The sequence below is a fragment of the Phytohabitans flavus genome (assembly GCF_011764545.1).
Taxonomy (GTDB): domain Bacteria; phylum Actinomycetota; class Actinomycetes; order Mycobacteriales; family Micromonosporaceae; genus Phytohabitans; species Phytohabitans flavus.
The window spans coordinates 8,139,684-8,162,216 of the sequence record NZ_AP022870.1; the positions used below are offsets into that span (position 1 = coordinate 8,139,684).

Below are 22,533 nucleotides of genomic sequence, written 5' to 3' on the forward strand. Positions count from 1 at the left end.
GGGCGCGGCGGGGTCGTAGCGCACGCCGATGGGTAGGTGGTCGGATGCCCGGCGCGCTGCTGGGGTGTTGATGGCGTAGTAGTCGTGGATGGCGTCGAGCATGCGTGGGGTGGCCAGGATGGCTCGATGGGCTAGCCGTTGTGGAGTTGGTCGGGCCAGTGTTCGGTGCTGACCGGTCGTGGCTGGTCGAGCACGGTCGATGGGTCGTGCAGGCCGCCTTGGGTGAGGATGTCGGCGGTATCGCGGTTGGCTAGGACCAGCTCTGTTGGTTCGTCGTGGTCCCAGTGGGGTTCGGGCCGGACCAGTTCGCTGCCGCACCGGTCGGTGTAGTGGTGGGGGTTGTTCCAGTCGGCTCCGACCAGCCCCATCGACCCGGTCACCGCCTTGACCAGCCGTGCGGCTTCGTCGGGGCGTTCCAGCCCGCCATCGCGGGGCGGGGCGTGGTAGCTGCGTGCCGGATCCGGTGGCCGTCGCCGACGTTCAGTTCGACGCTGATCAGCGCGTGCCACCAGTCCGGCCCTTCATGGACGTGCAGGCTCGCTGGTGTGGCCAACAGCGGGGCCGCCACATCAGCCCGACAGCGAGGTCGCCATGGCTGCCTCGGACCGCCGCGATGTGGCCCGTGCGGTCTTTGCCGAGGGTGCAGACCATGCCGGTCGCGGCGGCCAGCCGCTTCAACGTCAACTTCGGCGTCCGACCGGACAGTCCCTGGACGACGACGGGGGCGGCGTCCCGGATCACCTGCTCCACCAGCCGGTACCGCGGCTGCTCCTCTGAGCTGTCGTCGAGCTGGTAGTGGCGCACGTTTGTAGGTGATGAAGGTGATCGCGAGCCTGTCTCTCATCAAGGCAGCAGTCACCTGCTGCTCAGCTCCTCGGTCTTGACGTGCCGGGCGGGACCGCGGTGTGGGGCGATGATGCGGCCGTTGGGCAGGATCTCGCCGGTGTCCTCGAACACGACCAAGCCGTTGCACAGCAGACTCCAGCCCTGCTCGGGAAACGAGGCGATGATCCGGGCCGCTTCCCGGTCGGTCGCATCAACCGATGGGCAGGCGGGCTGGTGTAAACACATTGGACGGTCCCCCAAGTGCCGGTTGGTGGAATGGGCTGCGTTCTGCCCGGTGGTCGCTTTCGTGGCGCATCCGGGACGTGCGTCAGACAGCTCGAATCGTCAGGTTGAAGGGATGTTGGGCCGGCCAGGCGCGCCGCGAGCCAGGTTGAGCGGGGGCAGGGATCCCACATCCTGCGGCGCGCCTGCCGGATCACCCGGCGGCACGGAGACCCAGGTCGCGTGCGACCGAGGAGATCCTTGTACGCGTTGGCGGAGGTAGCCGGAGCCGCCTACGCCGAGGTGCCTTCGGTAGCAGTCAGTCGGTGGGCCTGGCGTCGGTCGGTGCGGAGCTATGGCTCAGGCCGGCGAAGAACACCTGGTAGACGTGTACGAGGTTGTCAGCGAGTTCCTCGCACTGAGCCTGGTCGATCTGGATCTGGTTACGGTCGGCGTAGGCGGCGATCCGCTGCGCCGCGACAGCGACGACCGTCTTCGCGGCGTCGGAGTTGATCGGGAGCATCACGCTGCAGCCCCCTGCCCCTCTGGGTTGGTCGACCGGCGGCCGCCGGCGAGGTCGTCGGCGGTCTCCTGCATAAGTTCGATGGAGCGGGTCGGTTCCAGGGTGGTCTGCTTGAGCTTGTCGAAGGTGTCGAGGTAGCGGTCGGCGTCGTCGGCCTCGATCACCAGCCGGCCGGTGAAGTGCTCCACGATCGCGACCGGTGGATAGGGGCGCAGCATTTTGCAGACGGTGAAGGGGCCGTCCAGGCCGGGATGCCAGCCCCAATTTGCAGGCAGGACCCGTATGTCGACGTGCGGCCGTTCCACCGTCTGGGTCAGGAACTCCAACTGCTGCTGCAACACCAACCGACCGCCGACCGTCCGGTGCAGGACCTGCTCTTCCAGCAGGACGCTCAACCGGGTACGCGGCTGGTCCTCCAGCTGCTGCTGCCGGCCTACCAGTCGGGCGACGATCTGGTCGACGCGGCGCCCGTCCGGCACCGTTTGCCGGACGATCGTCTCGGCGTAGTCCCTCGTCTGCACCACATCCGGCACCAACAGCGGGGCGTAGATACACAGCTCTTCGGCCTTGGCCTGCAGCCACCACGGATCGATCGGCAAGAACCCCCTGCCCTCGTCCGGCAGCAGGCTGTCGTAGCGGCCGCCGGTGGGCTCCCACTGGTTGATCTGCCACGCCGACTGCGCCAACTCGATCAGCTGCGACCGCTGCACCTCGTCGTAGACGCCGTACACGTCCAGCAGGGCGATGACGTGGTCTCGGCGGAACGGCCACTCCGCCCGCTCATAGCGGGCGAGGGTGGAGAATTCGACGCCGAGATGGGCGGCGATGTATTTCAGTGTCAGTCCACGGTTTTCCCGCAAGCCCCGCATCCGCTCACCCAGATACTGGGCGCGGATGGTCTGCACGAACTGTTCCCGTTTCGTCGGCACGACCGTGCTCCTCCTTCATCTCAACTGGTCGAATCGATAGCAACGTCATAGGCGCGGCGGCCGATCACCGCCGCCGACTCAGCCGGCCCCAACGCGGCACCCCAAAGCTGGTCGAACAAGGCTGCGTACTGCTCGGCTACTGGGCCTTCGTGGATGGCCACGCTGCGCTGCTGTCCGGTGCAGGCCACCTGCCGCGGATAGGGCTCGGGCAGCCCGAACACGGTGAACCAGCCGTCTGCCCATGGCACATAGGCGGCCTCTGCCGGCAGCACCCGCATCTGGACGCGGTCACCACCGTCCAGCTTGGCCAGGTGTTCGAGCTGGCCCGGCAATGTGCCAGCCGGGCCGCCGACCGGTCGCCGGAACACTGACTCGGCCAGCACGGTTCGGACCCTCGTCACCCCACCGTCCAAGGCCTGCTGCCGCTCCCGGTGGGTGCGCACCCACCAACCCAACTGCGTGTCCGAGACCGGCTCGCACTCGCGGCGGACGACCGCCTCCGCATACTCCGCAGTCCGCAGCAGAGGCGGCACCAACACCGGGCCGTAGCAGCTGATCTGCTGCGCGATCGACTCCAGCCACAGGAAGTCCAACATGGACACGTCAAGGTCAGGGCCAGCGAAGTCGTCCTGCCACTGTGGCAACCGAAACACGAACCGCGCCAACCCCAACAGATGATCCCGCTCGACCCGGTCGAGAACCCCGTACAGGTCCAGGAGCGCGGCCACCTTGTCGAACTGGAACACCCGCCGCCCATGCTCAAGATGCGCAAGCTCCGCGTAATCAACGCCCAGATACGAGGCGGCGTACTTCAGCGTCAGACCACGATCCTCACGAAGCTCACGCAACCGACCACCCAGCCACCGCGACCGCAGCGACGACACATCACGATCACGACGCGACGGCATGCCGACCTCCACACCAGACCGCCACTGCATGCCAGCCCGACTTGGCGTTTCCACAACAGAGCCGACTGCGGCGCCGCGGATCGGGGCGCGCATCGTCTGTCGTCATCGCGGCGGCGGTGATAACGTCCCGCGCCAGCATGGCCACCTCCATTCAGGAGATCATCGGTTGGACATCCGTGGCAACCGCTGGGCAACAGCGTGCCGGCGAACAAAGCGCCCCCTCCATGCCAGACATCCGCCGATCCAGTGCCATTGATGCGACACACCGCGACCACCGGCGCTTCAAATGGCTGAGCCCCAGGACCGTCGCCCGGCCTGCGGCGTGCATCATCGGCCCAGCCATCTGGGCCCGACAGCCAACTTCGACTGGCTACGGTGCCGGTCACCGAATCGCCTTCCATAACGGCGGCTCGATATGCGCCCCAAGGCACGAACATGGCCCCGGCGTTTACGATCCCGCTGCGACGGCAGCACCGAAGAGGGGTCAGCTGCCTTTGGCATGACATCTGCCTGCCATTTGTTCGCGTCACGCCGTTGCCGTGTCGCGTTCGTTCGCTGGCTGGCCTAATGTCGAAACGTGGCTGTGCTGCCCCACCGAACTCTTTTGGAGAAGCTCGTCCGGGAAAACCGCTGGACGATCGACGAAACGTGTCACGCCTTCGAGAAGAAGGCTTACGACCTTGGCGAGCAGGCGAGCCTGTCACCCCGTCAGCTGGCCCGCTGGATGGGCGGCCAGGTCGACCGCCCCCGGCCAGTGATGCAGCGGGTCGCAGAAGAGTTCTGGGGACACGACTTCGCCGTGCTACTGGGTCCACCTGACACCGCGGATCTCGCAGCTGGCCGGCCCTCAAATACCCCGGGCGAACCGACGCTATCGAACCCCTAGGCCATGACGCCCCGACCGCCGCTGTGGCGCTCGGGCAAGCTGCGGGCAGCGATCCCGACCGCGGCTATGGCACGACGTGGGAGGCGGCAGAGCGGCCCGGCCACGTTGTCGGATGGCAGCGGACGCCGGAGCCCATCCGCCGCACAGTCGGCGTTTGGGGGCTCGACGCCAACGCTTTGGTCACCGGCCGGTCGGTGTCGGCTAGTCTCGATGGACTAGCGGAGGGTGACGGGCTGGAGAGCAGCGTGCAGCGGCGGATCTTGCTTCAGCAGGTGCTGGCCACGCTCGCCGTTGGTCCTGGGCATGCTGTCGACGCGGTCCGCGAGGGCCTTGCCGCTTCGCTGCCGGAGCGTCCCGCCGGCGAGTTGGACGTCGCCGAGTGGGCTTCGGTTGCGCAGGACTACGAGCACGCCTACTACAACCAAAGCCCGCGCGCCTTGGTCCTCGACCTGGCTGCCGACCTTGCCGATCTACAACGCGACCTCGGCGCAGCCGCCGAACCGGTCCGACCGGAGTTGTCGCGTATCGCGGCCCTGCTGACTACCTTGATGGCCATGTCGCTGGTCAATCTGGGCCAGTTCCGATCGGCCCGTCGCTGGTGGCGCACAGCGCGACACGCCGCGGACTCCTCCACCGACACTGCGATCCGGGTCTTGGTGCGAAGCCATGACGCAACGCACGCCATCTATGAGCAACGCCCCCTCAGACTTGCCCTGCATCGAGCCGACGAAGCGATCGCCATCAGCGGCAGATCCGTCCACCCCGGCACTGCCGAAGCCCTGGGCGCACGGGCCCAAATGCTGGCACTGCTGGGCCGGGCCGGCGAGGCACGGGACGCCATCGAACATCTCAACCAGGCGTTCAATCGTCTACCAACGGCCGTGACCAGCACGGCCACCATCCTGTCCGGCTGGCCGCAACGCCGGCTCTGGCACACCACCAGCTACGTCCATACTCACCTCGGCGACGTCAACGAGGCCGCGACAGCCCAGGAACAGGCGCTAGCTCTCATCCCAGGCACGGCACCGCGGTCACGGGCACAGATCCAGCTCCACGCCGCCCGTCGCCTCATTCAGGCCGGCCACATCACCGACGGCACGCGGCACGCCCAGGCCATCCTCACCGCGCTCCCGACACCTCAACGCACCGCCCTGGTCACGGGGGTGGCTCGTCAGGTGCTCGACGCTGTACCTGGCAAGGAGCGATCACGACCAGCCGTCAAAGAACTCGACGAACTGCTGAGGCCGGTGGGCCAACCGAGGATCCACCCATGACCAGCCGCGAAGGCAGCCAGCTGCGACGGCACGACCCGGCCGAGGTCGACCGCCTCCTAGACCCGATCGTCGAACTCTACAGCGAGGTATACGCCGAGCCGCCGTACAACGGCGGGCCACTGTTCAGCCGCGAACGCTTCCTCGATCGCACCAACCGTCAGAAGGACAACGACGGGTTCACCTTGGTGACCGCCCATACCGGCAGCGAACTGGACGGCTTCGCTTTCGGATTCCCTTTCCCAGCCGGCGGCTGGTGGCGGGGCGCCACAACACCACAGCCGCCAACGGAGATCCTCCACGTTCCCAAGTTCGCCGTCATCGAACTCGTAGTACGCAAGACGCGACGCGGCCACGGCCTGGGCCATTTCCTCATGAACGCGCTGCTTGACGGTCGCCCGGAACCCTACGCCATGCTGCTGGCCGAACCAGACGCACCTGCCCGCACCATGTACCAACGTTGGGGCTGGCAACAAGTCGCCGCCGTACAACCCGCCGACGACGCCCCATGGCTAGCCGCGCTAGTCATACCCCTGCCGCATTGAGCCCCGCCAAGGTTGTGGGCTGGGTCAGTTGGGCGCGCAACACACTCTTGGGGCTTCGTCTAGGACGGCGATGCGAATGACCATGGACGAGCTGACTCAGCTCCTGCGACAGATCGAGCGGTCCGCGTTCCGGCTGGAGACACGCAGTGAGTACAACGCGCCCGGCGAGGCCGCACTGTTTCGCGCCTTCTTCGAAGGGAAGGCACTGCCTCCGCGAAACCCGGAAACCGATCCCTGGCTACGGATGACAGCCGACAGCGTCAACGCGGGACGAATCTGGCGCCGTGTACACGTCGTGCAGCGGCCCCTGTCGCGCTACTTACAGTTCGAGCTGATCGGATACCTGGGCAACCAGCTCGCCGGCGAGGACATCCGGATCGCCAGCCGCGACGACCAGCCCGGACCGCTCGACGAGCTCAACCTCGACTTCTGGATGCTCGACGACGGCACCGTCTTCGTCATGCACTACGACCAGGACAACCGACTCGTCGACATCGAACCCGCAACAACAAACGCCGACGCCTTCCGCAAGCAGCGAGACCTGGCCCTGGCCCACTCCATTCCGCTCGCCGACTACCTGCCAACCGCCCGCGACGAGCTGCTTAGATCCTCCTGGTGACTGCCCCCGACCGCGCGAGCTAGCAACCCGACTGCGCGCAAGGCCGCCGGCCTGTCCGCCACGCAGCTTGCAGCCCAGCTCGGTTGGTCACAGTCCAAAGTCTCCAAGATCGAGAATGGGCGTACCAAGCCAGGTCGCCGACGTCAACGCCTGGCTCGCCGCGGTCGACGCTCCCACTGGCCAGCGTCCCGAGCTGCTCGACATGTTCGTCGTCGCCGAGGCCGCCCTGCGCTTCCGTCCCGGCGATCCGAGCATGCTCGTCGTCCAGTACGACAAGATCCTCTCGACCTGCACACTCCCGCAATCGACCTTGCAATCCTCCCAATCGGGACGTCGTCCTCGACGCTCTACGCCACCCGTTCGTCATCTACAAACTCCCCGACGACACGGCCGCCGTCACGATCGAGACGTACACGCGCGAGCTGACACTGACAGACCAAGAGGAGGTCAGCTCATACGAACACGTGTACCGCACTCCAAGCCGATGCGCTCCAGGGTGGAGAAGCCCAGCGCTTCCTCGCGTCACTGCGCGATGAAGCCGCAGCTAACCTGCCCGCCCGTCCGTCATGATCAATTAAGTCGGAACAATGGTGAGGCAGAAACTGCTCAGACGGTTGTAGCCGCCCTCACCCGGAGCCGTGGGGCTCGCTGCGGCGGTACATGCTGGCTTTGCACCTTCTGATCAGCAGTTCCTCGCCGTGGCATCCGGTGACCGCCCAGCGTAGATCGTGGTGTCCACGAACCTGCCTGCTGTGGCCATGCCGTGCGCCGTGCGAGTGGTCGAGCCAGGCCAGGTGCGGTTCGATCCGGCGTGGGGTCGGTCATCCTTGGGCGCATGGTTGATGCGGTCGAGCGTACTGCGGTCTGCTACCCGTTCGCGGAGCGCCTGGACCTGGTCGAGGAGCTGCACGGGCATCCGGTGGCCGATCCGTATCGGTGGCTGGAGGACATGGATCATCCGCGAACGGCCACTTGGTCGGCCGCGCAGGACGAGTTTGTTCGAGGCTCACCGGGCGGCCTGGCCGGCGCGGGAGAATCTGCGTGGCAGGCTGGCGGAGCTGCTGTCGGTGGGCATGGTGTCCGCGGCGGTGTGGCGGGGCGGTCGCGGGTTCTTCCTACGCCGCCGCGGGGACCAGGAGCACGCGGTGCTGCTCGCCGTAGAGCCGGACGGCGCCGAGCGGGTGCTGGTGGATCCGATGGAGGTGGACCCGTCCGGCATGACCACGCTCGACTACTGGTGCCCGTCGCCGGACGGCACCCGGCTGGCGTACACGTGCTCGACCGGCGGCAACGAGGACTCCGAGCTGTGGGTGGTCGACGTCGCGTCCAATGCGCTGATCGAGGGGCCGATCGACCGGGTCCGCTTCTCCACGGTGGCGTGGCTGCCCGACGGAGAGTCCTTCTATTACACCCGCTACCTCGGCCCGGGCTCGGTGGACGGCGACGACCCGCGGCTGCACCGGCGGGTGTACCTGCACCAGGTAGGCAGCGACCCGGCTGAGGATGTGCTGATCGCGGGGGAGGTGCGCTGCGTGGTCGGTACTTCTACGCAGACGTGTCGGCCGACGGGCGGTGGCTGGTGGTGACCGCGTCACAGGGCACCGACCCGCGTAACGACGTCTGGATCGCCGACCTGGCCGCCTCGCCGGCCGACGCGCCGGACCTGCGGGTGCTGCAGGAGGGCGTAGACGCCGCCACCGCCCCGGTGTTCCGGAACGGACGGCTGTACGTGTGGACAAACCGGGATGCGCCACGTGGCCGGCTGTGCGTCGTCCCAACCGACGACTTCTCGTACTCGTCCTGGCAGGATCTGATCCCCGAGGACCCGGAGATCGTCCTGAGTGGCTTCGCGTTCCTGGACGGCGTCGAACTGGACCCGCCGACGCTACTGGTCGCGCACACCCGGCACGCGGTTAGCGAGCTGGCTCTGCACGATCTGGGCAGCGGTGAACGTCGCGGCCCGGTGGCGCTGCCCGGTATGGGCAGCGTGGTCGAACTGCGGGATCGTCGCGACGGCGGCTGCGAGGTGTGGTTCACCTACACCGACTTCACCTCACCGGCCACGGTGTACCGCTTCGACGGCCGCGATGGCGGCGTCACAGCGTGGGCCCGGCCGCCGGGCGCGGTCACCATGCCGGCGCTTGCCACGCGCCAGGTCGAGTACGTGTCGAAGGACGGCACGACAGTCCGGATGTTTCTTCTCTCTCGCGCCGACCTGCCCGCCGGCCCACACCCCACGGTGCTGTACGGCTACGGCGGCTTCAACGTCTCCCAGACGCCGTACTTCTCCGCGACCGCCGTCGCGTGGGTGGAGACCGGGGGCGTGTGGGCGGTGGCGAACTTGCGCGGCGGCGGCGAGGAGGGCGAGCAGTGGCACCGCGCCGGGATGCTGGCCAACAAGCAGAACGTGTTCGACGACTTCCACGCGGCCGCCGACTGGCTTGTCGACAACGCAGTCACCTCGCCGGAGCTGCTCTCAATCATGGGTGGCTCCAACGGTGGCCTGCTCGTCGGGGCGGCGCTGACGCAGCGGCCCGAGGCGTACGCGGCGGTGGTGTGCTCGGCGCCGCTGCTGGACATGGTGCGTTACGAGCGGTTCGGCCTCGGTCCTACCTGGGCCGGCGAGTACGGCACCGTCGAGGACCCCGAGCAACTCGGGTGGCTGCTGGGCTATTCGCCCTATCACCACGTCCGCGAGGGTGCCCCGTATCCGGCGGTCCTGTTCACCGTGTTCGACGGTGACACCCGGGTGGATCCGCTGCATGCCCGTAAGTCCGCCGCGGCCCTGCAACACACCAGCACCGGCAGCGGCGCGATCCTGCTGCGCCGCGAGCGCGACGTCGGGCATTCCGCCAGATCCGTCTCCCGCACCATCGCGCTCTATGCCGACGAACTGGCGTTCCTGGCCGCAGCCACCCATCTCTAGCACCGCGGGGTTGTCACATTCGATCGGGCGTGGCGATAACCGGCAGGTGCGGGCCTTGACGCAGGACTCAGGTGGTGAGGTCGCATAGGGCCAGGCGGCAGCCCAACGACGCGAGCCTGATCGCCCGCACTGATTTGTTCGCAAGGCCTCCGACTTCATCTACCAACCGGGGTTCGTCAGACGTGGCGAACACTTCCCAATCTGACAGACGTCTGACACGCGGATCTTCGAGGGCTCGGCGGCGGTGGACCGCCACGCGCAGCGACACAGGCTGGCGTGGGGGCGTTCTTGGCCGGGTCCACCGTCGCTCGTAGTCCTTCGAGGAAGCCGGTGAGGATTTCGGCGTCGGCGTCGACCGGGTCGCCGCGGTAGCCGGTGGCCAGTTTGTCCGGCCATCGCGAGCAGTGCCGGCATGGCCATGCTGACCGCCGCGATCACCCACTCGGGCCTGCCGTGGCGGGCGCGGCGGATCAGCTCCCGCCACATGGTGTCACGCACCGTGTAGGCCGACGGGTGTGCTATCAGCCGGTCCCGAAGTGCCGGCAACGGCACGGCACCCGCCGGCACTTCAAGATCAGGGCCGGCATCCTTCGGTGTGCCGGCACTGCCAGCCGGTGCGCGCGGCATTGTGCCGGCAGTGCCGGCGGGGAATGTGCCGGATGCGCCGGCGCCGGCGAGGATGGCGGCACAGTCGAGGGTCAGGGTCAGTCGTGCCCGGGTCGACGGTCAACGCCGCGAAGGCGCGGTCGGCGGCCTGCCGCGGTGAGGCCGGCCAATCGTCGAGGCGGTCGGACGCGCTCATGTCGAAGACTCCAAACACGGAAGGGCGCAGGGCAGGGTGCCGTGGACGCGGCGGCGAGGTGCGCCCAGTGCGCCACAGCCGTCTGACAAGGGTCTGACAGTGCAGGTCAGTGCCGGTTTTCGCACCCCCTTTGCCGCCGCCGGCCCGGTCTGACAAGACATCGACTGTCAGCACTGAAAATCTGACAAGCCATCGACTGCCAGAAATGTTCTGGATCTGACAAACCAGCATTGACCTGCACTGTCAGGTCGCCGGGAGGCTAGGAACGCACCCGCGACCGCTCGGGCTTCGGGTCACCGTCGTCGGACCTAACCGGACCGCTTGGCCACCCGGGCGGGGTGATCGCAGATCTGGGAGGTGTCTGACAACGACGCCGTTGTCGGATCCATTGGCCGCCGTGAGCAGCTCGTGGCCATACCGATCGGCCCAGCTGCCACGCGTCCGTTGACACCGGCGGCACTGGCCACCGCGGCACCCGTTATGCTGCACCGCCGACCGGCTCGGCACTGCCGGCACACCGCCCCGGCGTACGGCGATGCCGTGATGCCGGCACCGTGGCACAGCCGCCACCCGTCCTGTCGTTGCCCTGCTGCCGCAGTGCCGGTAGGGCTATCCGAGGCCCGGCTCGGCGAGTGTCGGGCCGGCATGCCGCGGTTGTACCGGCGCGCGGCGGCCGGCCGGCGCGGCTGTGCCGGCACGCTGCGGCATGTGTCAGCGCTTGAGTGCCGGACACGTAGCGTGACCGTCGATCGGTGCCCCGCGGTGGACTGGCGGAGCCTGATGACGGCGCGCTGGCGCACCTGCGCGGCGGCGCCGGGCGAGGATGCCGACGCCACGGAGGGCCGGCGCTGCGCAGCCGGGAACCGGCGCATCCGGCGCGCCAGCCGACAGTGATGTCACGCTCTGCTGCCGCCTGAATGGGGTTCAGCCCGTGACCTGCTCTGACAGGAGGGGACCGCCGCGCTGTCAGACACGCAACGTGTCTGACAGCGGGATTTGTTTGCGCAGGGGTTGTGTTTGTCAGATCGCTGTGAGATTGGGAAGTGTTCGCCACGTCTGACAAACCCCGGTTGGTAGGTGCAGGCGTCATCGGCCGTCGATCGATGACCGGCGGCGCTCGCCGGCCGGGGGTGAGGCTCGGCCGGCACGGGTGGGCGTCCGATGGCGCCACGGGCGGACGGCGGCGTACTCCCGGGCCGCTGACGGCGACTGGTCCGGACCGGTGGTGCTGGGTGCGATGTCCGTCGGCGTCGGGGGCGTTGAGGCCGGCGCGCCGGCCCTGGACGTGAGTGGCCAGCGGCGGTCGCTGTGCCGGCATTGCCGGCACGTATCCCCCGTGCCCGTCGGACGGCGTTAGGCCGCTGCAGTGCCAGCACATTGCGCCAGCGTCACATCGGGCGGCAGTGCCGCTGGCCAAGGGAACGCCGCGGCGCCGCGCCCGTTGTCGGCGCTGCGCCGCAGCTACCCGGCCGGTGCGGTGCCCGAGCATCCCCCGATTTCGCTGGTGCCGGATGGTGGCAGGTCGGGTCGGGTTGGGGTCGGTGCGGCCGTCAGTGCTGCGGTCCCTTTCCGGGTCAGTCTTCAGACTGACCCCGACACGGACCCGTCGCCTTCTGTCAATGCAGGCAAGGCGGCTGCGACAGATTCCCGTCCTGCTCAGAAAGACCTCTCGGGTCTTCTCCCACAGGGGGCCACATTTCCATGTCCACCCCCTGTTTCGTATCGACAGAATTGAGAGTCCTGCTGTGCCTGACCATGTTCTGCGCGCGCAGTCCCTGCTGACCGCCCGCGACCATCTGCTGCTGGAATGGTTGTACGACCACGGCGTGCTGACCACGTTCCAGATCACCCACGCCCTGTTCCCGTCCCTGGACTTCGCCCAACGCCGCCTCACCCGCCTGACTGGCCTTAGTGTGGTGGACCGGTTCCGGCCGTTCAAACCTGACGGCGGCTCCTTCCCGTACCACTATGTGATCGACCAGTTGGGCGCGGAAGTCGTCGCCGCGCAACGCGACGAACCACCACCGCGGCCCGGCTACGGCCGGGCCCGCCGCCGGCGGTGGACGTCCGCCCGGACCATGGCGCACCGGCTCGGGGTCAACGGGTTCTTCACCGACCTGGCCGGCTATGCCCGCACCCATCCCGGCCATGCGCTGGTGCGGTGGTGGCCGGAGTCGCGATGCGCCCGGCCGGGCGCGTTCACCCGCCGCGACGACCCGACCGACCTCAAGGCCCGGCCGACACCGGTGCACCCCGACGGGCACGGCATCTGGCAGATCGGCGACCGGCAGGTGCCGTTCTTTCTGGAGTTCGACACCGGCACCGAGCCGATCACCGAGCTCGGCCGCAAGCTCGTCAGCTACTGCACCCTGATGGTGCGGGGCGGGCCGGCTTGGCCGGTGCTGTTCTGGCTGCACGCCACCGACCGCGCCCTGCACCTGCACCAGGAAATCGCCGAACTGGACCTGCCCGACCTGCCGGTGGCCACCGGCACCCGCGACCACGCCACCGCGGCTGGGTTGGGCCCGGCCGGCCGGGTGTGGTGGCTGCACGGCCACCCCGGCCTGCTCACCCTGGCCGACCTCGCCACCGCCATCGCCCACCTGGAGGACGAAGGCGAAGACGCCGAAACCCGCTAGCCCGCGCCCTAAAGCCCCAGCGCACCACACCTGCTGCCGCCGACCGCATCGTCGGGCGGCGGCAGTCCCTGTCCAGCGCCACCCCGTCTGGCGGCACCGACGCCGCCGGGCGGCACCCCATCCGCCGCGCTGCATGAGTGCGGTAGCTACCTGGAGGTACCGGTCGTGACGACCACCCACCCCAACCCGTTCACCGTCCCCTCGCCCAAACCCGTCCCCGCCGACCTGTTCCTCGAGGAGGTCGGGCGGACCACCGGCCGGGACCGCTGGGCGACCTTGATGATCGCCGAGCACCGCATCCTGACCACCGCCCAACTCACCGCGCTCGGCTTCCACCCCGACCCGGCCGGCACCGAACGCCGGCTGCGTATCCTTTCCCGCCGCGGCTGGCTGGCCCGCTTCTCGATCGGCCCCACTCGCACCAACACCATCGAGACGGTGTGGTGCCTCGGACCGCTCGGCGCCGTCCTGGCCACACCACCGGCCGACCCGATCCCCAGCCCGGCCCGCACCTACCGGCAGCAGCAGCGCCTGTGGGCGCATCCGCACCTGGCCGAGCTGTGGGACGTCAACCAGTTCTTCGTCAACCTCGCCACCCACGCCCGCAGGAACGCCGAGACTGATCTGCGGGCCTGGTGGTCACCACGCACCTGCCACGGCGTACTCACCCCCAGCCGCCACCCCGCCTGGCACGGCGAGTACATCCACCACCAGCAACGGCACGGGTTCTGGCTCGAACCCGACCCCGGCGACACCCCCATCCCTACCCTGGCGAACCGGGTCCACCGCTACCCGCCCATCGCCGAACGCACCGGCCTGGCCACCCTGCTGTACCGGGCAGCCGACCCGGACCGGGAAGCCGCCCTGCACAGGCAGCTGGCCCGGCTCAACCTGCACCAGCTGACCGTCGCCACCACCCACCCCGACGCCGGCCACCCCGCCGACACGGTGTGGCAGCCAGTCGGGGCAGGGCAGCGGGTGGCGTTGCACCAGTTACCGCACACAGAGCAGCTGGAGCACCCCAACGACGAGGCGCTGTTCCTCGACGCGGCGAACCTCGCCGAACACCCCATCCACGACCCGAACCGACCCGGTGACGAGTCCATCGTCGACGGCGGATACAGCTACACCCGGCAGCCGTAACACCCACCGCTCGGGCCTGTCCGCCATCAAACGCGCACAGGCCCGACCGCGTGGACACAGCTCGCTGTGCCATACCGGATTCCCGCCCTGCCGGCCGGCAGCAAAAGTGGACGAGACGGCCAGAGGCGCTCGTCGACCCTATCGGCCGCTGTGCCCCGCAGGCAGCACCTCGCATGTACGACGGGCCGGAGCTGCGGGATCGGAGCCCGACGGCCACGCCTTCGACGGCCAATGCTGCTGAGACGACACCAACATCGCCCAAAGCACAAGGAGCCACGTTGAGTAACAACCGACGAAGCCGGACCAGCCGCCGCGCTCGTCCCGAACCGGGCGGCGAGGTGACCTGGACGCCGGAGGCGATCCGCGCCCTCGGCGCGTCCACCAACCTGCACACCGCTGCACAGATCTTCGGCCTCGCGATGAGCACCGCCTACCTACTGGCCAAACGCGGCCAGTTCCCCGTTCCAGTCATTCGCGCCGGCACCCAGTACCGGGTACCGGTCCAGCCCATCCTCGCCGCCCTACGCCTCGAACCCGGACCCGACCATCCTCCGTGATCGCCCCGGTTGCGTGCCGGCGCGCCGACCTACCGCCGCGGCGACCTGCACACCCGCACGCGTGGTGCGCCGCGACTTGATCGTCTCGGCGAGGCACGCGTGGATGTCAATCGACAAATCCGCTGCCCCCCGTGGGTAGCGCCAACCCCATGTTGAGCAGGAGAAAGCCCGATGTCGGAAGGATCCATCTCCAAGCGCTGCGGCTGCCGCGACCCCGGCAGCGGCAAGCTGCTGGGCAACACCTGCCCGAAACTGCGCCGCCCCAACGGGACGTGGAGCCCTGACCACGGGCTGTGGCAGTACCAGCTTGAGCTTCCCGTTACTGCTACCGGCGGGCGGCGGCAGCTACGCCGCGGCAGCTTCGACAGCTACCGCGCCGCCGCCGACGAACTCGACCACGCCCGGCAGCTACTCGCCCTCGCCGGCCGCGACCGCGACCGACGTCTTGAGGTCGCCGACCTGATGCAAGCCGCCGCCAAAGCCAGGCAGCCGCTGCCCGACCTGGACAGCATCCGGATACGGCTACGCGCCAACGCCGCCCTGACCGAAGCGCCGACCGTGGCCACCTACCTCACCGAATGGCTCACCGGCCTGACCATCGACGACAACACCCTGCGCGGGTACGCGTCACACGTGCGCGTCCACCTCATCCCGCACCTCGGCGACATCCGCCTGGACAAGCTCAAGGCCCGCCACATCAAGGCTATGTTCACCGCGATCGAAGCCCGCAACAACGAGATCCGCGCCGCCAAGACCAGCGACGACCCGCAGATCCGGAACAGCGTGCGCGGTGTGCGACCGACCGGGCCGGCCACCCGCCACGGCATTCGCGCCACCCTGCGCAAGGCCATCAACGACGCCCTCGCGGAGGAGCTCATCGCCGGGATCACGAACCCGGCCACCCTTGTCAAAACCCCGGCCGAGCGGACTAGGCCGATCGTGTGGGAGCCCGAACGCGTCGCCCGCTGGCAACAGACCGGTCAGGTTCCCGGCCCGGTCATGGTGTGGACCGACGAGCTGCTTGTCCAGTTCTTGGACTACGCCGCCGAACACGACCCGGATCTGCACCCGATGTACCACGTCATGGCCTACCGCGGACCACGCCGTGGCGAAGCCTGCGGCCTGCTCGACGCCGAGGTCCGCCTGGCCAAGAAAGAGGTGACGATCAACAACCAGATCGCCACCCACGGCCGGACCACGAAACAGAAACCCCGAAAAGCGACGCCGGGAACCGGGACCTCGTCCTCGACGACGACACCGTCAAAGTCCTCACCGCCTACAAGGCCCGCCGCGCCGCCTGGAAACTCGCCGCCGGCGCCGACTGGCCCGACACCGGACTGTTCTTCGTCCGCCCCGACGGCCGGGCATGGCATCCCAACCTGGTCACCCAACGCTTCCGCCGACTGCTCCGCAAAGCTGGGCTACCACCCATCCGGCCGCACGACCTGCGCCACGGCGCCGCCACCATGGCCCTCGACGCCGGCATCGACATCAAGGTCGTCTCCGAACAACTCGGCCATAGCACCACCACGCTCACCCTCGACACCTACACCAGCGTCGTCAAACGCCTCCACCACGAAGCCGCCAACGCCGTCGCCAACAAAATCAAACAACGGCGTGACAAGACCGCCTGAGACGCGTTGCGTCCGGAGCATGGCGCCACGCGAACGCGCAACGAACACAACGGGCCCGTCCAGGACACACCTGGACGGGCCCATTTCGTGTTCGCCAAGCCCACTTGAGACGCCTAGCAGACGTCCGCCGGACGCGGGGCCCGTAGGAGGCATGAGGCTTAGGCCATGATCTCCAGGGCCGCGACGAGCAGGTCGTCTTTCTCGGCGCGGGCGTGGACCAGAAGCTCGTGAGGGTGGGGCGTGGTTACTTCCAGCTGCGCGGCAAGTTCGTTCAACCGTGCGGTCAACTCGTCGCGGCGGCGGATGCCGCCGGCCCGTACGATCGCTCCGGCCCGCACCAGGACGGCCCGCCGCCGGACTGCGGCGTCGTCACACCAGAGCTGCAGGAACGTATGTTTACGAGTCTCGAACGAGCCGAGTTTCGCCCACCCGAACTGGTCCCCGAACAAGCGCGCAGGCAGTGTGGCCCGCAGTGTGCCGTTCGGCAGCCGGTGTGTTGAAACATCGTGGAAGCCCGTCCCATCGAGCCACTCACGCCATACCCGCTCGGCGTCAGCCGGTACCTCGGCGGCCAGCACGTCTTGTAGGATCGGGGCCAGAACGCGCGACAGTAGCGGGTCCGGTCCGTCTAGCGCCTTGATGAACACCAGCGGCGACTGCACGCATTCCACGACGTACACCGGCAGCCACTCCTTCGTCACCTCCAGTGGCGCGGCGTCGGTCAGTGTGAGCGGGACGTTGAAGTCCTCGCGGTCCGGCCGCCGCAGGAGCTGGTCGAGAGAGTCCGGCCGGAATGGCGCCGGGCTGTTGATGACGTGAAATTCGGTGCGCCCGTTGAGCTTTAGCTCCGGGGAGTCGAGCCAAACGGTGCCGGTGTAGTGGGTACGGGGCATGGGCGCACCGGTGAATCCGTCGAAGTAGAGCCGCTGCCGGTCCTCCTTGAGGACGTAGCGGCAACCGTCGGCGACGGACCGGTGGCCTAGGTCGGTCAGCGTCAGCTGCTCTCCGGCGCGCTGCGCGTGGCCGATCGTGGTCAGGAACGCGACGCCCCGCTCGACCAGTGCGGGCTCAACACCGAAGAAGCCGGCCAGGGAGGGTAGGTCGTTCAGGCCCGCCTCCGCGATCGCGCGGGACAGGTACTGGTCGAACACCTCGTATGGCTGCGCCTCCCGGATGGTTGTCTTGATCTCCACGCCCCATACCGGCAACAGCAGTGGGAAGATTCTGAGCGGCTGTACGCCGGGCAAGGCATTGACCCGTTCGACGACGCGATTCTGGGGCACGTGCGCGTCCGGCGTGGGCGCCCGGCGAGGCGGCTGACTCACGGCAACCGGTCCCTGAGCTGGCGGGAGGGGACGACGTCGCCGTGGCGTTGCACGTAGGCGAGCAGGTTGCTGGCCAACACTCGGAAGCCGGGATCCTGGGCCCGAACGAGCGTGCTGAAGTCGCCGATCAGGATCAGCTGTTCGCGGGCGCGGGTGACAGCGACGTTGAGCCGGCGCAGCTCGCTCAGGAAGCCAACCCGGCCAGCGTCGTTGCTGCGGGTGAAGCTGTAGAGAACGATGTCGCACTCCCTGCCCTGGAAGGTGTCGACGGTGCCGATTCGGTCGACGATCGCCGTCTCGCCCAGCATCGCTCGCAGCCGCTGGGCAAGCAGCGCGACCTGGGCCTTGTACGGTGCGATGACCGCCCACTCTCGGCCGTGCCGCGCGTACCACTGCACCAGGTCCAGAACGAGGTTCGCTTCGGCCACGTTGTCGCACCCGGCCACCTGCCACGTCTCTGACCTGCTTCGGCGACGCTCGGTCCGTTCCCTGGGCGGAAGGTCCGCGGTGTCGATCAGGGCGAGTGGGCTACGGAAGACCGGCGACGGCGGGCCGGGCTTCGTATCCGTGCCGAGCTTGCCCTCGTAGAACTGCGCCGAGACGAAGTCGGCAAGCACCTGCGGCATCCGACGCTGCCGGTCGAGCAGCACCTGGTGGGCCGCCGGGGCGCGGGTGATGAGCCGTTCGAACGCGCTGCGAGTCAGCAGGTCGGTGAGCTGCGCGGGATCCCCGCCGGAGGTGGCTGGATCGCGGCGCTGGAGCCACTGGCGGACCTCGTCGTCTACGAACGGCGGCAGCTGGCGGTGATCTCCCACCAGCACTGCACGCCGCGCATGCACCAGCGGCACGAGGGTCGAGGCGAGCGGTATCTGTCCCGCCTCATCGATGATCACCAGGTCGAACTCCAGGTCGCTGATCAAGTTTTTCTGGACGCCGACGCCGATGCAGGTCGCGCCGATCACGTCGGCGTAGCGGATCAACTCCGCGTGTAGCTGTTCGGACGGCTCGGTGAGCTTCTGCCGCCAGTCCTGCAGCAGCCTTGCCCGGTTCTGCAGCATCGGGTGTAGCCGCCGGCACCAATCAGCGAAGGCCAACAGCTCGTCGATGCCCTCGGGCACCGGAGGAACGGGCACCACGCCGGCGAGCAGCCTGGCGTACCGCCGTGCCGGCTCGGACGCACCGTCCTGGGCACGGCTTAGAATGTCCGTCGCGGCGGTGACCTGCCCGGCAGCGTGCCGCACCGCCGGATCCTCGGTGACGGCCCGCCGCAGCTCGGCGGTCCGGCTGGTGAACGTCTGATGAGCCTGAGCGAGCACAGCGCGTGCCTGGTCGGCCCGCGGCGTCAACTCCGCGAGCCGTTTCTGACGCCGGCCGGCCCGCCACCTGTACACGAAGCCAAGCAGCCCTGTCACTCGATCCTGGTCGCGCTGAAGCTGCGTCGTGAGCTTTTGCACCTGCGCCGAAAGCGTCGCCTCCTCCTTCCTGGCCACGTCCCACGCCAGTCGACTCTGCTCCACGAGTGGCGCAAATCGGTTCTCTACGCCGGTTACCGCGGCCTGGTGGCTCTCGACCGCAGCGGCATGTGCGGACCGCGCATTCGCTGCGGCGGTCAGCGCATCATCCAGCCGGCGGAGCCAGCCCGTCGCGGGTGAAGGCTCGGACGACCAGGGCGCAAGCCGCTGTGCCATGGCGTCGGATTTGGACAGCACCCGCTTCTGCAGGGCAACTGCGGCGGAGGCCAGCGTCTTGTGCATGACGGCATTGCCGATGCGTTCCTCGTTGCCGACTCGGATGACGGTGAGCACGGCAGGCAGCTTCTCGACTACGTTGTCCACCGCCGTGTTTCCCTGCGAGGCGACCAGCACCCGCTCACCGCGCGCAGCCGCGGCTCGGGCGATTTCCACGATGGTGCGGGTCTTGCCTGTGCCCGGCGGGCCTAGCACGAGCAGCATGTCCGGCACGGACAGGGCCCGTCTGAACGCCTCCAACTGGCCGTCGTTCAGGTCTTCGACCGGCTGCGCTGCGGCGGTCTCACCTCGCGGCCCCGGGTACGGCACGAAGGCCAGATCCGCCATCAGCGCAAGCAAGCGTGGATTGGGCGTTTGCCCGGCCCGCAGCTTGGCGATGGCGTCGCGCTGGATGCGGGGGATGAGATCACTGCCGCTGACCACCAGCTCTCCCTGGGCCGGGATGCGACGCCGGTCCACAGCCATGTCGAAGCGAACAGTCAGACGTTCGCCGTCAACCGTCTGCACCCTGCCGCGCAAGTCGGGCGCCTGGCGCAGCTCCACCATGGCACCGCGCTCGACCTGAGCCGGTAGAGAAGTCAGGAACACGTATATGCCGGCGCCCGAGCGGCGGGACTCGGCGGCACTCTTGACCTCGTAGTACGCCATCAGCGGCCGCGCCTGGTCCTTGGCCACGTCGATCTGGCGGCCGCCTTCCACGACGGTCTCCAGCGCGTCGCAGAACGCGTCGTGCGTCGACGGCCGCCGCTCGGTCGTGGGCTGTCCCGGCTGGCCGCGCAGCTGCTGCCAGGCGTCTCGGATCTGTCGGTCGGGCGCCAGACAGCCAGGCGGCACGCCGTTCAACATTGGGCTGTAAATCCACCCGCGCGGCGCGATGCGCAGCGCGCTGCGGGCCAGACGGCCATGGTTTTGGAGGTTCATCGGCTCGATGAACTCGAGGAAGAACACGTCCCCGTGCTGCGACGGCCGCACGGCGATGCAGCAGCGCCGGGCGTAGAACCTGATCCAGCCGCCTTTTCCGCCCCGCGGCTGGTCGACGCTGACCGGGACGCCGCCAGCCGGTACCAGCTGGTTCAGCTCCGCGACCAGCGGCACCACATCGGGCAGGAACGGGAACCGTTGCCGGGTCTCCGCGTACTTGGTGGCGAACGTCCGGCCCGGGGTCAGCGCGATAGGCGCGGGTGGAACGAGGACCACCGGCTCGCCGCTCAGCACACGACCGCCCCACCTGACCGCAGCACGACACCGAATCCACCAACCAGCTCCTTTGCCGTGAGCCGCTGGGCGGGTATGGGCGCGAGGCCGGCCAACAACGGCTCGTCGAGGGTGGGCGACAGCTCGGGCCGCAACAGGCTCGGCGGTGCCGGATCCGGCACCGCCGGCTGGCCGACCGCCAGGTGGTAGACAATCGCCGCCAGCTGGTACACGTCGGTCGCCGGCCCCGGCGGCTGCAGCACCGGCCGCTCCTGCTCGGGTGCCCGGTAGTCGGGCCAGCCCTCGCCCGCGGCTGGTGGCACCGCAGCCAAGCCGACATCGCGCAGCCGCAACTGCCCGTCCACAGTGATCAGCACGTCAGGGTGCAGCGCCCGGTGCGCGAGGCCGAGGCGGTGCAGACCGCCGAGCGTGCGGACCACTCCTGGCAACGCACCCAGCAGCGCGTCCAGCGCAAATCCAGGGAACGGCGCAAGCCCGTACGCGGCATGCAGTGGCGCCCCCTGCGGCTGCTCGAAGATGAACGTCAACTGGTGCGCGTCGGTGTGCTGGCTGAGGCAGCGAGGCAGGCCCGGTAGAGCGGACTGCAGGTGCTCCTCCCGTACCAGTTGTTCCCTTCGCGTCTCCGCAACCTGGCCAGGCCGCAGTACGTCGAGGCGGACCAGCCGGACTCCTTGCCCCGGTGACCCGAGCTGTCGCCCGATCGCCCGTTGCTCCCGGTACGAACGGTCCGCCGGCTCACTCACCTGCACCGGTTCGTGGACGAGGTACCGATCGGTGCCGAGCCGAACCTCGTCTCCCCCTGCCATCTCTCGTCCTCCCTAATGGGCTCTCTGACCGATGGTGCTCTCGCATGCAGCAGCCGCGGCATCCGACCGGCGTACTCCGCGTGCGTGCGCAGCACCAGATCGCGGAGATCGCCAATCAATAGCGTCTGTTCTTCGAGTCGCGGCGCCGACCTCTCGGTGACCATGCGAAGGGTGCCGGTCAACCGGCCGATCCGCTCCTCGGGTGTCGGCGGCTCCTCAGTGGCGACCGCTCCGATGCGGTTTACGAGTGTGCGATAGCACTCCTCGGCGTACCGAGGATCCCGGTCCAATAACGACAGGGCGCCCTCCATGTCCCTGACCCCGACCGCAGTGATCTCAGCTCGTCTGGGCAGCGGCGGATCGGGCATCGCCAGCACCCGCTGAAACCGCGCTACCTCGTCCACATCCGCGTCGATGTAGTCACCGAGCTTGTGTGCCAGTTTGGTGGCCGCATCCGAGCTGATCGCAGCGTTGGAAGCGAAGGCACAACGGCACCGTTCGCCCTCCTCGCGCCACACCATGTGCAGATCCCGCACGACCTCCCTGAGCTGGCTCATCTGCCACTCGCCCTGGCCGGGATCGCGGTGCTTGATCGACACCAGCTCGGGCACGCCATCGCGCGGAACTGCGACGTAGTCGGTCGACCACTCCACGACGACCGCGTGCACTTCTTCCGACAGTAGGTTGTGGATGCACCGGAGGGCGACGCATTCGTCCTGGTAGCGGAAGCGCGCACGGGTTGGGCGGGCGGTGTTGCGGGCGTCGTAGAAAAGATCATCGGGCTTGCCGGGGATGGCGCCACTCGACCACCCTAGATGTACACATCGACATTAGGCAATCACCCTGAGCGATCTCTTGGTGGAGCATCAGGACTGGCGACTTAGGCCTTGGGCGTAGCAGTTTGCCATGCGGCGGCCCGTGAATGTGGGCGCCTTGAGCGCCTTCTTGACGAAGAGCAGTTACCCGGTCGGCGAGGTGCGCAGCTGCTGCTCATGATCTTAGCGAGTTGC

23 protein-coding genes and 2 pseudogenes are annotated in these 22,533 nt (G+C 68.4%); 14 read left to right on the plus strand and 11 right to left on the minus strand.

Going from position 1 to position 22,533, the window contains the following annotated elements; all coding sequences use genetic code 11:
- Nucleotides 1-131: 131 nt before the first annotated feature.
- Both Pflav_RS35990 and Pflav_RS35995 read right to left on the minus strand, forming a co-directional pair.
- A complete protein-coding gene (locus Pflav_RS35990) occupies nt 132-368 on the minus strand; it encodes a hypothetical protein (RefSeq protein ID WP_173041141.1) in 237 nt (78 codons plus the stop codon).
- An 8-nt stretch (nt 369-376) separates the two neighbouring features.
- Nucleotides 377-553 carry a hypothetical protein gene (locus tag Pflav_RS35995; protein ID WP_173041142.1) on the minus strand — a complete coding sequence of 59 codons (177 nt, stop codon included), beginning with the start codon at nt 551-553 and terminating at the stop codon, nt 377-379.
- A gap of 96 nt (nt 554-649) precedes the next feature.
- On the opposite strand from Pflav_RS35995, the gene Pflav_RS36000 reads away from it, so the two are divergent.
- Nucleotides 650-796, plus strand: coding sequence for a hypothetical protein (locus Pflav_RS36000; protein ID WP_173041143.1), 147 nt, complete (start codon nt 650-652; stop codon nt 794-796).
- 59 nt (nt 797-855) lie between these two features.
- Here Pflav_RS36000 and Pflav_RS36005 read toward each other — a convergent pair whose 3' ends face one another.
- The 4 genes from Pflav_RS36005 to Pflav_RS36020 all read right to left on the minus strand — a co-directional run bounded on the left by Pflav_RS36005 (nt 856) and on the right by Pflav_RS36020 (nt 3,500).
- Entirely contained in the window at nt 856-1,071 is a 216-nt protein-coding gene (locus tag Pflav_RS36005) for a DUF5999 family protein (protein WP_173041144.1), read from the minus strand.
- A gap of 295 nt (nt 1,072-1,366) precedes the next feature.
- Complete coding sequence (locus Pflav_RS36010; protein ID WP_173041145.1) at nt 1,367-1,573, minus strand: hypothetical protein; 207 nt, start codon at nt 1,571-1,573, stop codon at nt 1,367-1,369.
- The gene (locus Pflav_RS36015; protein WP_173041146.1) at nt 1,570-2,499 is read right to left on the minus strand and encodes a helix-turn-helix domain-containing protein; all 930 of its coding nucleotides are present in this window, start codon (nt 2,497-2,499) and stop codon (nt 1,570-1,572) included. Before Pflav_RS36015 ends, Pflav_RS36010 begins: the two co-directional genes overlap by 4 nt.
- A gap of 20 nt (nt 2,500-2,519) precedes the next feature.
- Nucleotides 2,520-3,500: a helix-turn-helix domain-containing protein gene (locus Pflav_RS36020; protein ID WP_173041147.1), complete on the minus strand. Its 981-nt coding sequence runs from the start codon at nt 3,498-3,500 to the stop codon at nt 2,520-2,522.
- A 484-nt stretch (nt 3,501-3,984) separates the two neighbouring features.
- Between Pflav_RS36020 and Pflav_RS36025 the strand changes: the two genes are divergently transcribed.
- The 8 genes and pseudogenes from Pflav_RS36025 to Pflav_RS36050 all read left to right on the plus strand — a co-directional run bounded on the left by Pflav_RS36025 (nt 3,985) and on the right by Pflav_RS36050 (nt 9,654).
- Nucleotides 3,985-4,293, plus strand: a complete 309-nt coding sequence (locus Pflav_RS36025; RefSeq protein ID WP_173041148.1) for a hypothetical protein — start codon at nt 3,985-3,987, stop codon at nt 4,291-4,293.
- A gap of 23 nt (nt 4,294-4,316) precedes the next feature.
- Nucleotides 4,317-5,567 carry a tetratricopeptide repeat protein gene (locus Pflav_RS36030; RefSeq protein ID WP_173041149.1) on the plus strand — a complete coding sequence of 417 codons (1,251 nt, stop codon included), beginning with the start codon at nt 4,317-4,319 and terminating at the stop codon, nt 5,565-5,567.
- On the plus strand, nt 5,564-6,109 hold the full coding sequence (locus tag Pflav_RS36035) for a GNAT family N-acetyltransferase (protein WP_173041150.1): 546 nt from the start codon (nt 5,564-5,566) through the stop codon (nt 6,107-6,109). The genes Pflav_RS36030 and Pflav_RS36035 overlap by 4 nt, the downstream gene beginning before the upstream one ends.
- A gap of 70 nt (nt 6,110-6,179) precedes the next feature.
- A complete protein-coding gene (locus Pflav_RS36040; protein ID WP_232072306.1) occupies nt 6,180-6,728 on the plus strand; it encodes a DUF6879 family protein in 549 nt (182 codons plus the stop codon).
- On the plus strand, nt 6,729-7,154 hold the full coding sequence (locus Pflav_RS36045) for a helix-turn-helix domain-containing protein (RefSeq protein WP_269474649.1): 426 nt from the start codon (nt 6,729-6,731) through the stop codon (nt 7,152-7,154).
- Nucleotides 7,155-7,563: 409 nt separating this feature from the next.
- A pseudogene (locus Pflav_RS48200) lies at nt 7,564-7,674 on the plus strand (hypothetical protein); the annotation flags it as partial.
- 49 nt (nt 7,675-7,723) lie between these two features.
- On the plus strand, nt 7,724-8,314 hold the full coding sequence (locus Pflav_RS44275) for a prolyl oligopeptidase family protein (RefSeq protein ID WP_232072308.1): 591 nt from the start codon (nt 7,724-7,726) through the stop codon (nt 8,312-8,314).
- Entirely contained in the window at nt 8,311-9,654 is a 1,344-nt protein-coding gene (locus Pflav_RS36050; RefSeq protein WP_232072310.1) for a prolyl oligopeptidase family serine peptidase, read from the plus strand. The genes Pflav_RS44275 and Pflav_RS36050 overlap by 4 nt, the downstream gene beginning before the upstream one ends.
- 574 nt (nt 9,655-10,228) lie before the next feature.
- Here the strand turns inward: Pflav_RS36050 and Pflav_RS36055 are convergent.
- A complete protein-coding gene (locus Pflav_RS36055; protein WP_173041151.1) occupies nt 10,229-10,456 on the minus strand; it encodes a hypothetical protein in 228 nt (75 codons plus the stop codon).
- Between the two features lie 1,745 nt (nt 10,457-12,201).
- Between Pflav_RS36055 and Pflav_RS36060 the strand changes: the two genes are divergently transcribed.
- From Pflav_RS36060 to Pflav_RS46660, 5 genes and pseudogenes are all read left to right on the plus strand, one after another.
- On the plus strand, nt 12,202-13,095 hold the full coding sequence (locus Pflav_RS36060) for a replication-relaxation family protein (protein ID WP_173041152.1): 894 nt from the start codon (nt 12,202-12,204) through the stop codon (nt 13,093-13,095).
- A gap of 165 nt (nt 13,096-13,260) precedes the next feature.
- Complete coding sequence (locus Pflav_RS36065; protein WP_173041153.1) at nt 13,261-14,238, plus strand: replication-relaxation family protein; 978 nt, start codon at nt 13,261-13,263, stop codon at nt 14,236-14,238.
- 278 nt (nt 14,239-14,516) lie between these two features.
- Entirely contained in the window at nt 14,517-14,795 is a 279-nt protein-coding gene (locus tag Pflav_RS36070) for a DNA-binding protein (protein WP_232072312.1), read from the plus strand.
- Between the two features lie 462 nt (nt 14,796-15,257).
- Nucleotides 15,258-15,437, plus strand: a pseudogene (locus Pflav_RS46655) (site-specific integrase); the annotation flags it as partial.
- Nucleotides 15,438-15,799: 362 nt separating this feature from the next.
- Nucleotides 15,800-16,429: a tyrosine-type recombinase/integrase gene (locus Pflav_RS46660; protein ID WP_232072779.1), complete on the plus strand. Its 630-nt coding sequence runs from the start codon at nt 15,800-15,802 to the stop codon at nt 16,427-16,429.
- A 158-nt stretch (nt 16,430-16,587) separates the two neighbouring features.
- Here Pflav_RS46660 and Pflav_RS36080 read toward each other — a convergent pair whose 3' ends face one another.
- Genes Pflav_RS36080 through Pflav_RS36095 form a run of 4 tightly spaced genes read right to left on the minus strand, consistent with a single transcriptional unit; the run spans nt 16,588 to nt 22,191 of the window.
- A complete protein-coding gene (locus Pflav_RS36080) occupies nt 16,588-17,754 on the minus strand; it encodes a hypothetical protein (protein WP_173041154.1) in 1,167 nt (388 codons plus the stop codon).
- A complete protein-coding gene (locus Pflav_RS36085) occupies nt 17,751-20,717 on the minus strand; it encodes a DEAD/DEAH box helicase (protein WP_173041155.1) in 2,967 nt (988 codons plus the stop codon). Before Pflav_RS36085 ends, Pflav_RS36080 begins: the two co-directional genes overlap by 4 nt.
- Nucleotides 20,711-21,523 (minus strand): protein kinase family protein, encoded by an 813-nt coding sequence (locus Pflav_RS36090; RefSeq protein WP_173041156.1) that lies wholly within the window; start codon nt 21,521-21,523, stop codon nt 20,711-20,713. The genes Pflav_RS36085 and Pflav_RS36090 overlap by 7 nt, the downstream gene beginning before the upstream one ends.
- Nucleotides 21,457-22,191 (minus strand): hypothetical protein, encoded by a 735-nt coding sequence (locus tag Pflav_RS36095; RefSeq protein ID WP_173041157.1) that lies wholly within the window; start codon nt 22,189-22,191, stop codon nt 21,457-21,459. The genes Pflav_RS36090 and Pflav_RS36095 overlap by 67 nt, the downstream gene beginning before the upstream one ends.
- Nucleotides 22,192-22,533 lie beyond the last annotated feature (342 nt).

Excerpts from the sequence above, each read along its gene's own strand:
- Pflav_RS36035 (WP_173041150.1), top strand. The coding sequence starts at position 5,564 with ATGACCAGCCGCGAAGGCAGCCAGCTGCGACGGCACGACCCGGCCGAG.
- Pflav_RS36000 (WP_173041143.1), top strand. The coding sequence starts at position 650 with ATGCCGGTCGCGGCGGCCAGCCGCTTCAACGTCAACTTCGGCGTCCGA.
- Pflav_RS36020 (WP_173041147.1), bottom strand. The coding sequence starts at position 3,500 with ATGCGCGCCCCGATCCGCGGCGCCGCAGTCGGCTCTGTTGTGGAAACG.
- Pflav_RS36090 (WP_173041156.1), bottom strand. The coding sequence starts at position 21,523 with ATGGCAGGGGGAGACGAGGTTCGGCTCGGCACCGATCGGTACCTCGTC.
- Pflav_RS35990 (WP_173041141.1), bottom strand. The coding sequence starts at position 368 with ATGGGGCTGGTCGGAGCCGACTGGAACAACCCCCACCACTACACCGAC.
- Pflav_RS36005 (WP_173041144.1), bottom strand. The coding sequence starts at position 1,071 with ATGTGTTTACACCAGCCCGCCTGCCCATCGGTTGATGCGACCGACCGG.
- Pflav_RS36055 (WP_173041151.1), bottom strand. The coding sequence starts at position 10,456 with ATGAGCGCGTCCGACCGCCTCGACGATTGGCCGGCCTCACCGCGGCAG.
- Pflav_RS36040 (WP_232072306.1), top strand. The coding sequence starts at position 6,180 with ATGCGAATGACCATGGACGAGCTGACTCAGCTCCTGCGACAGATCGAG.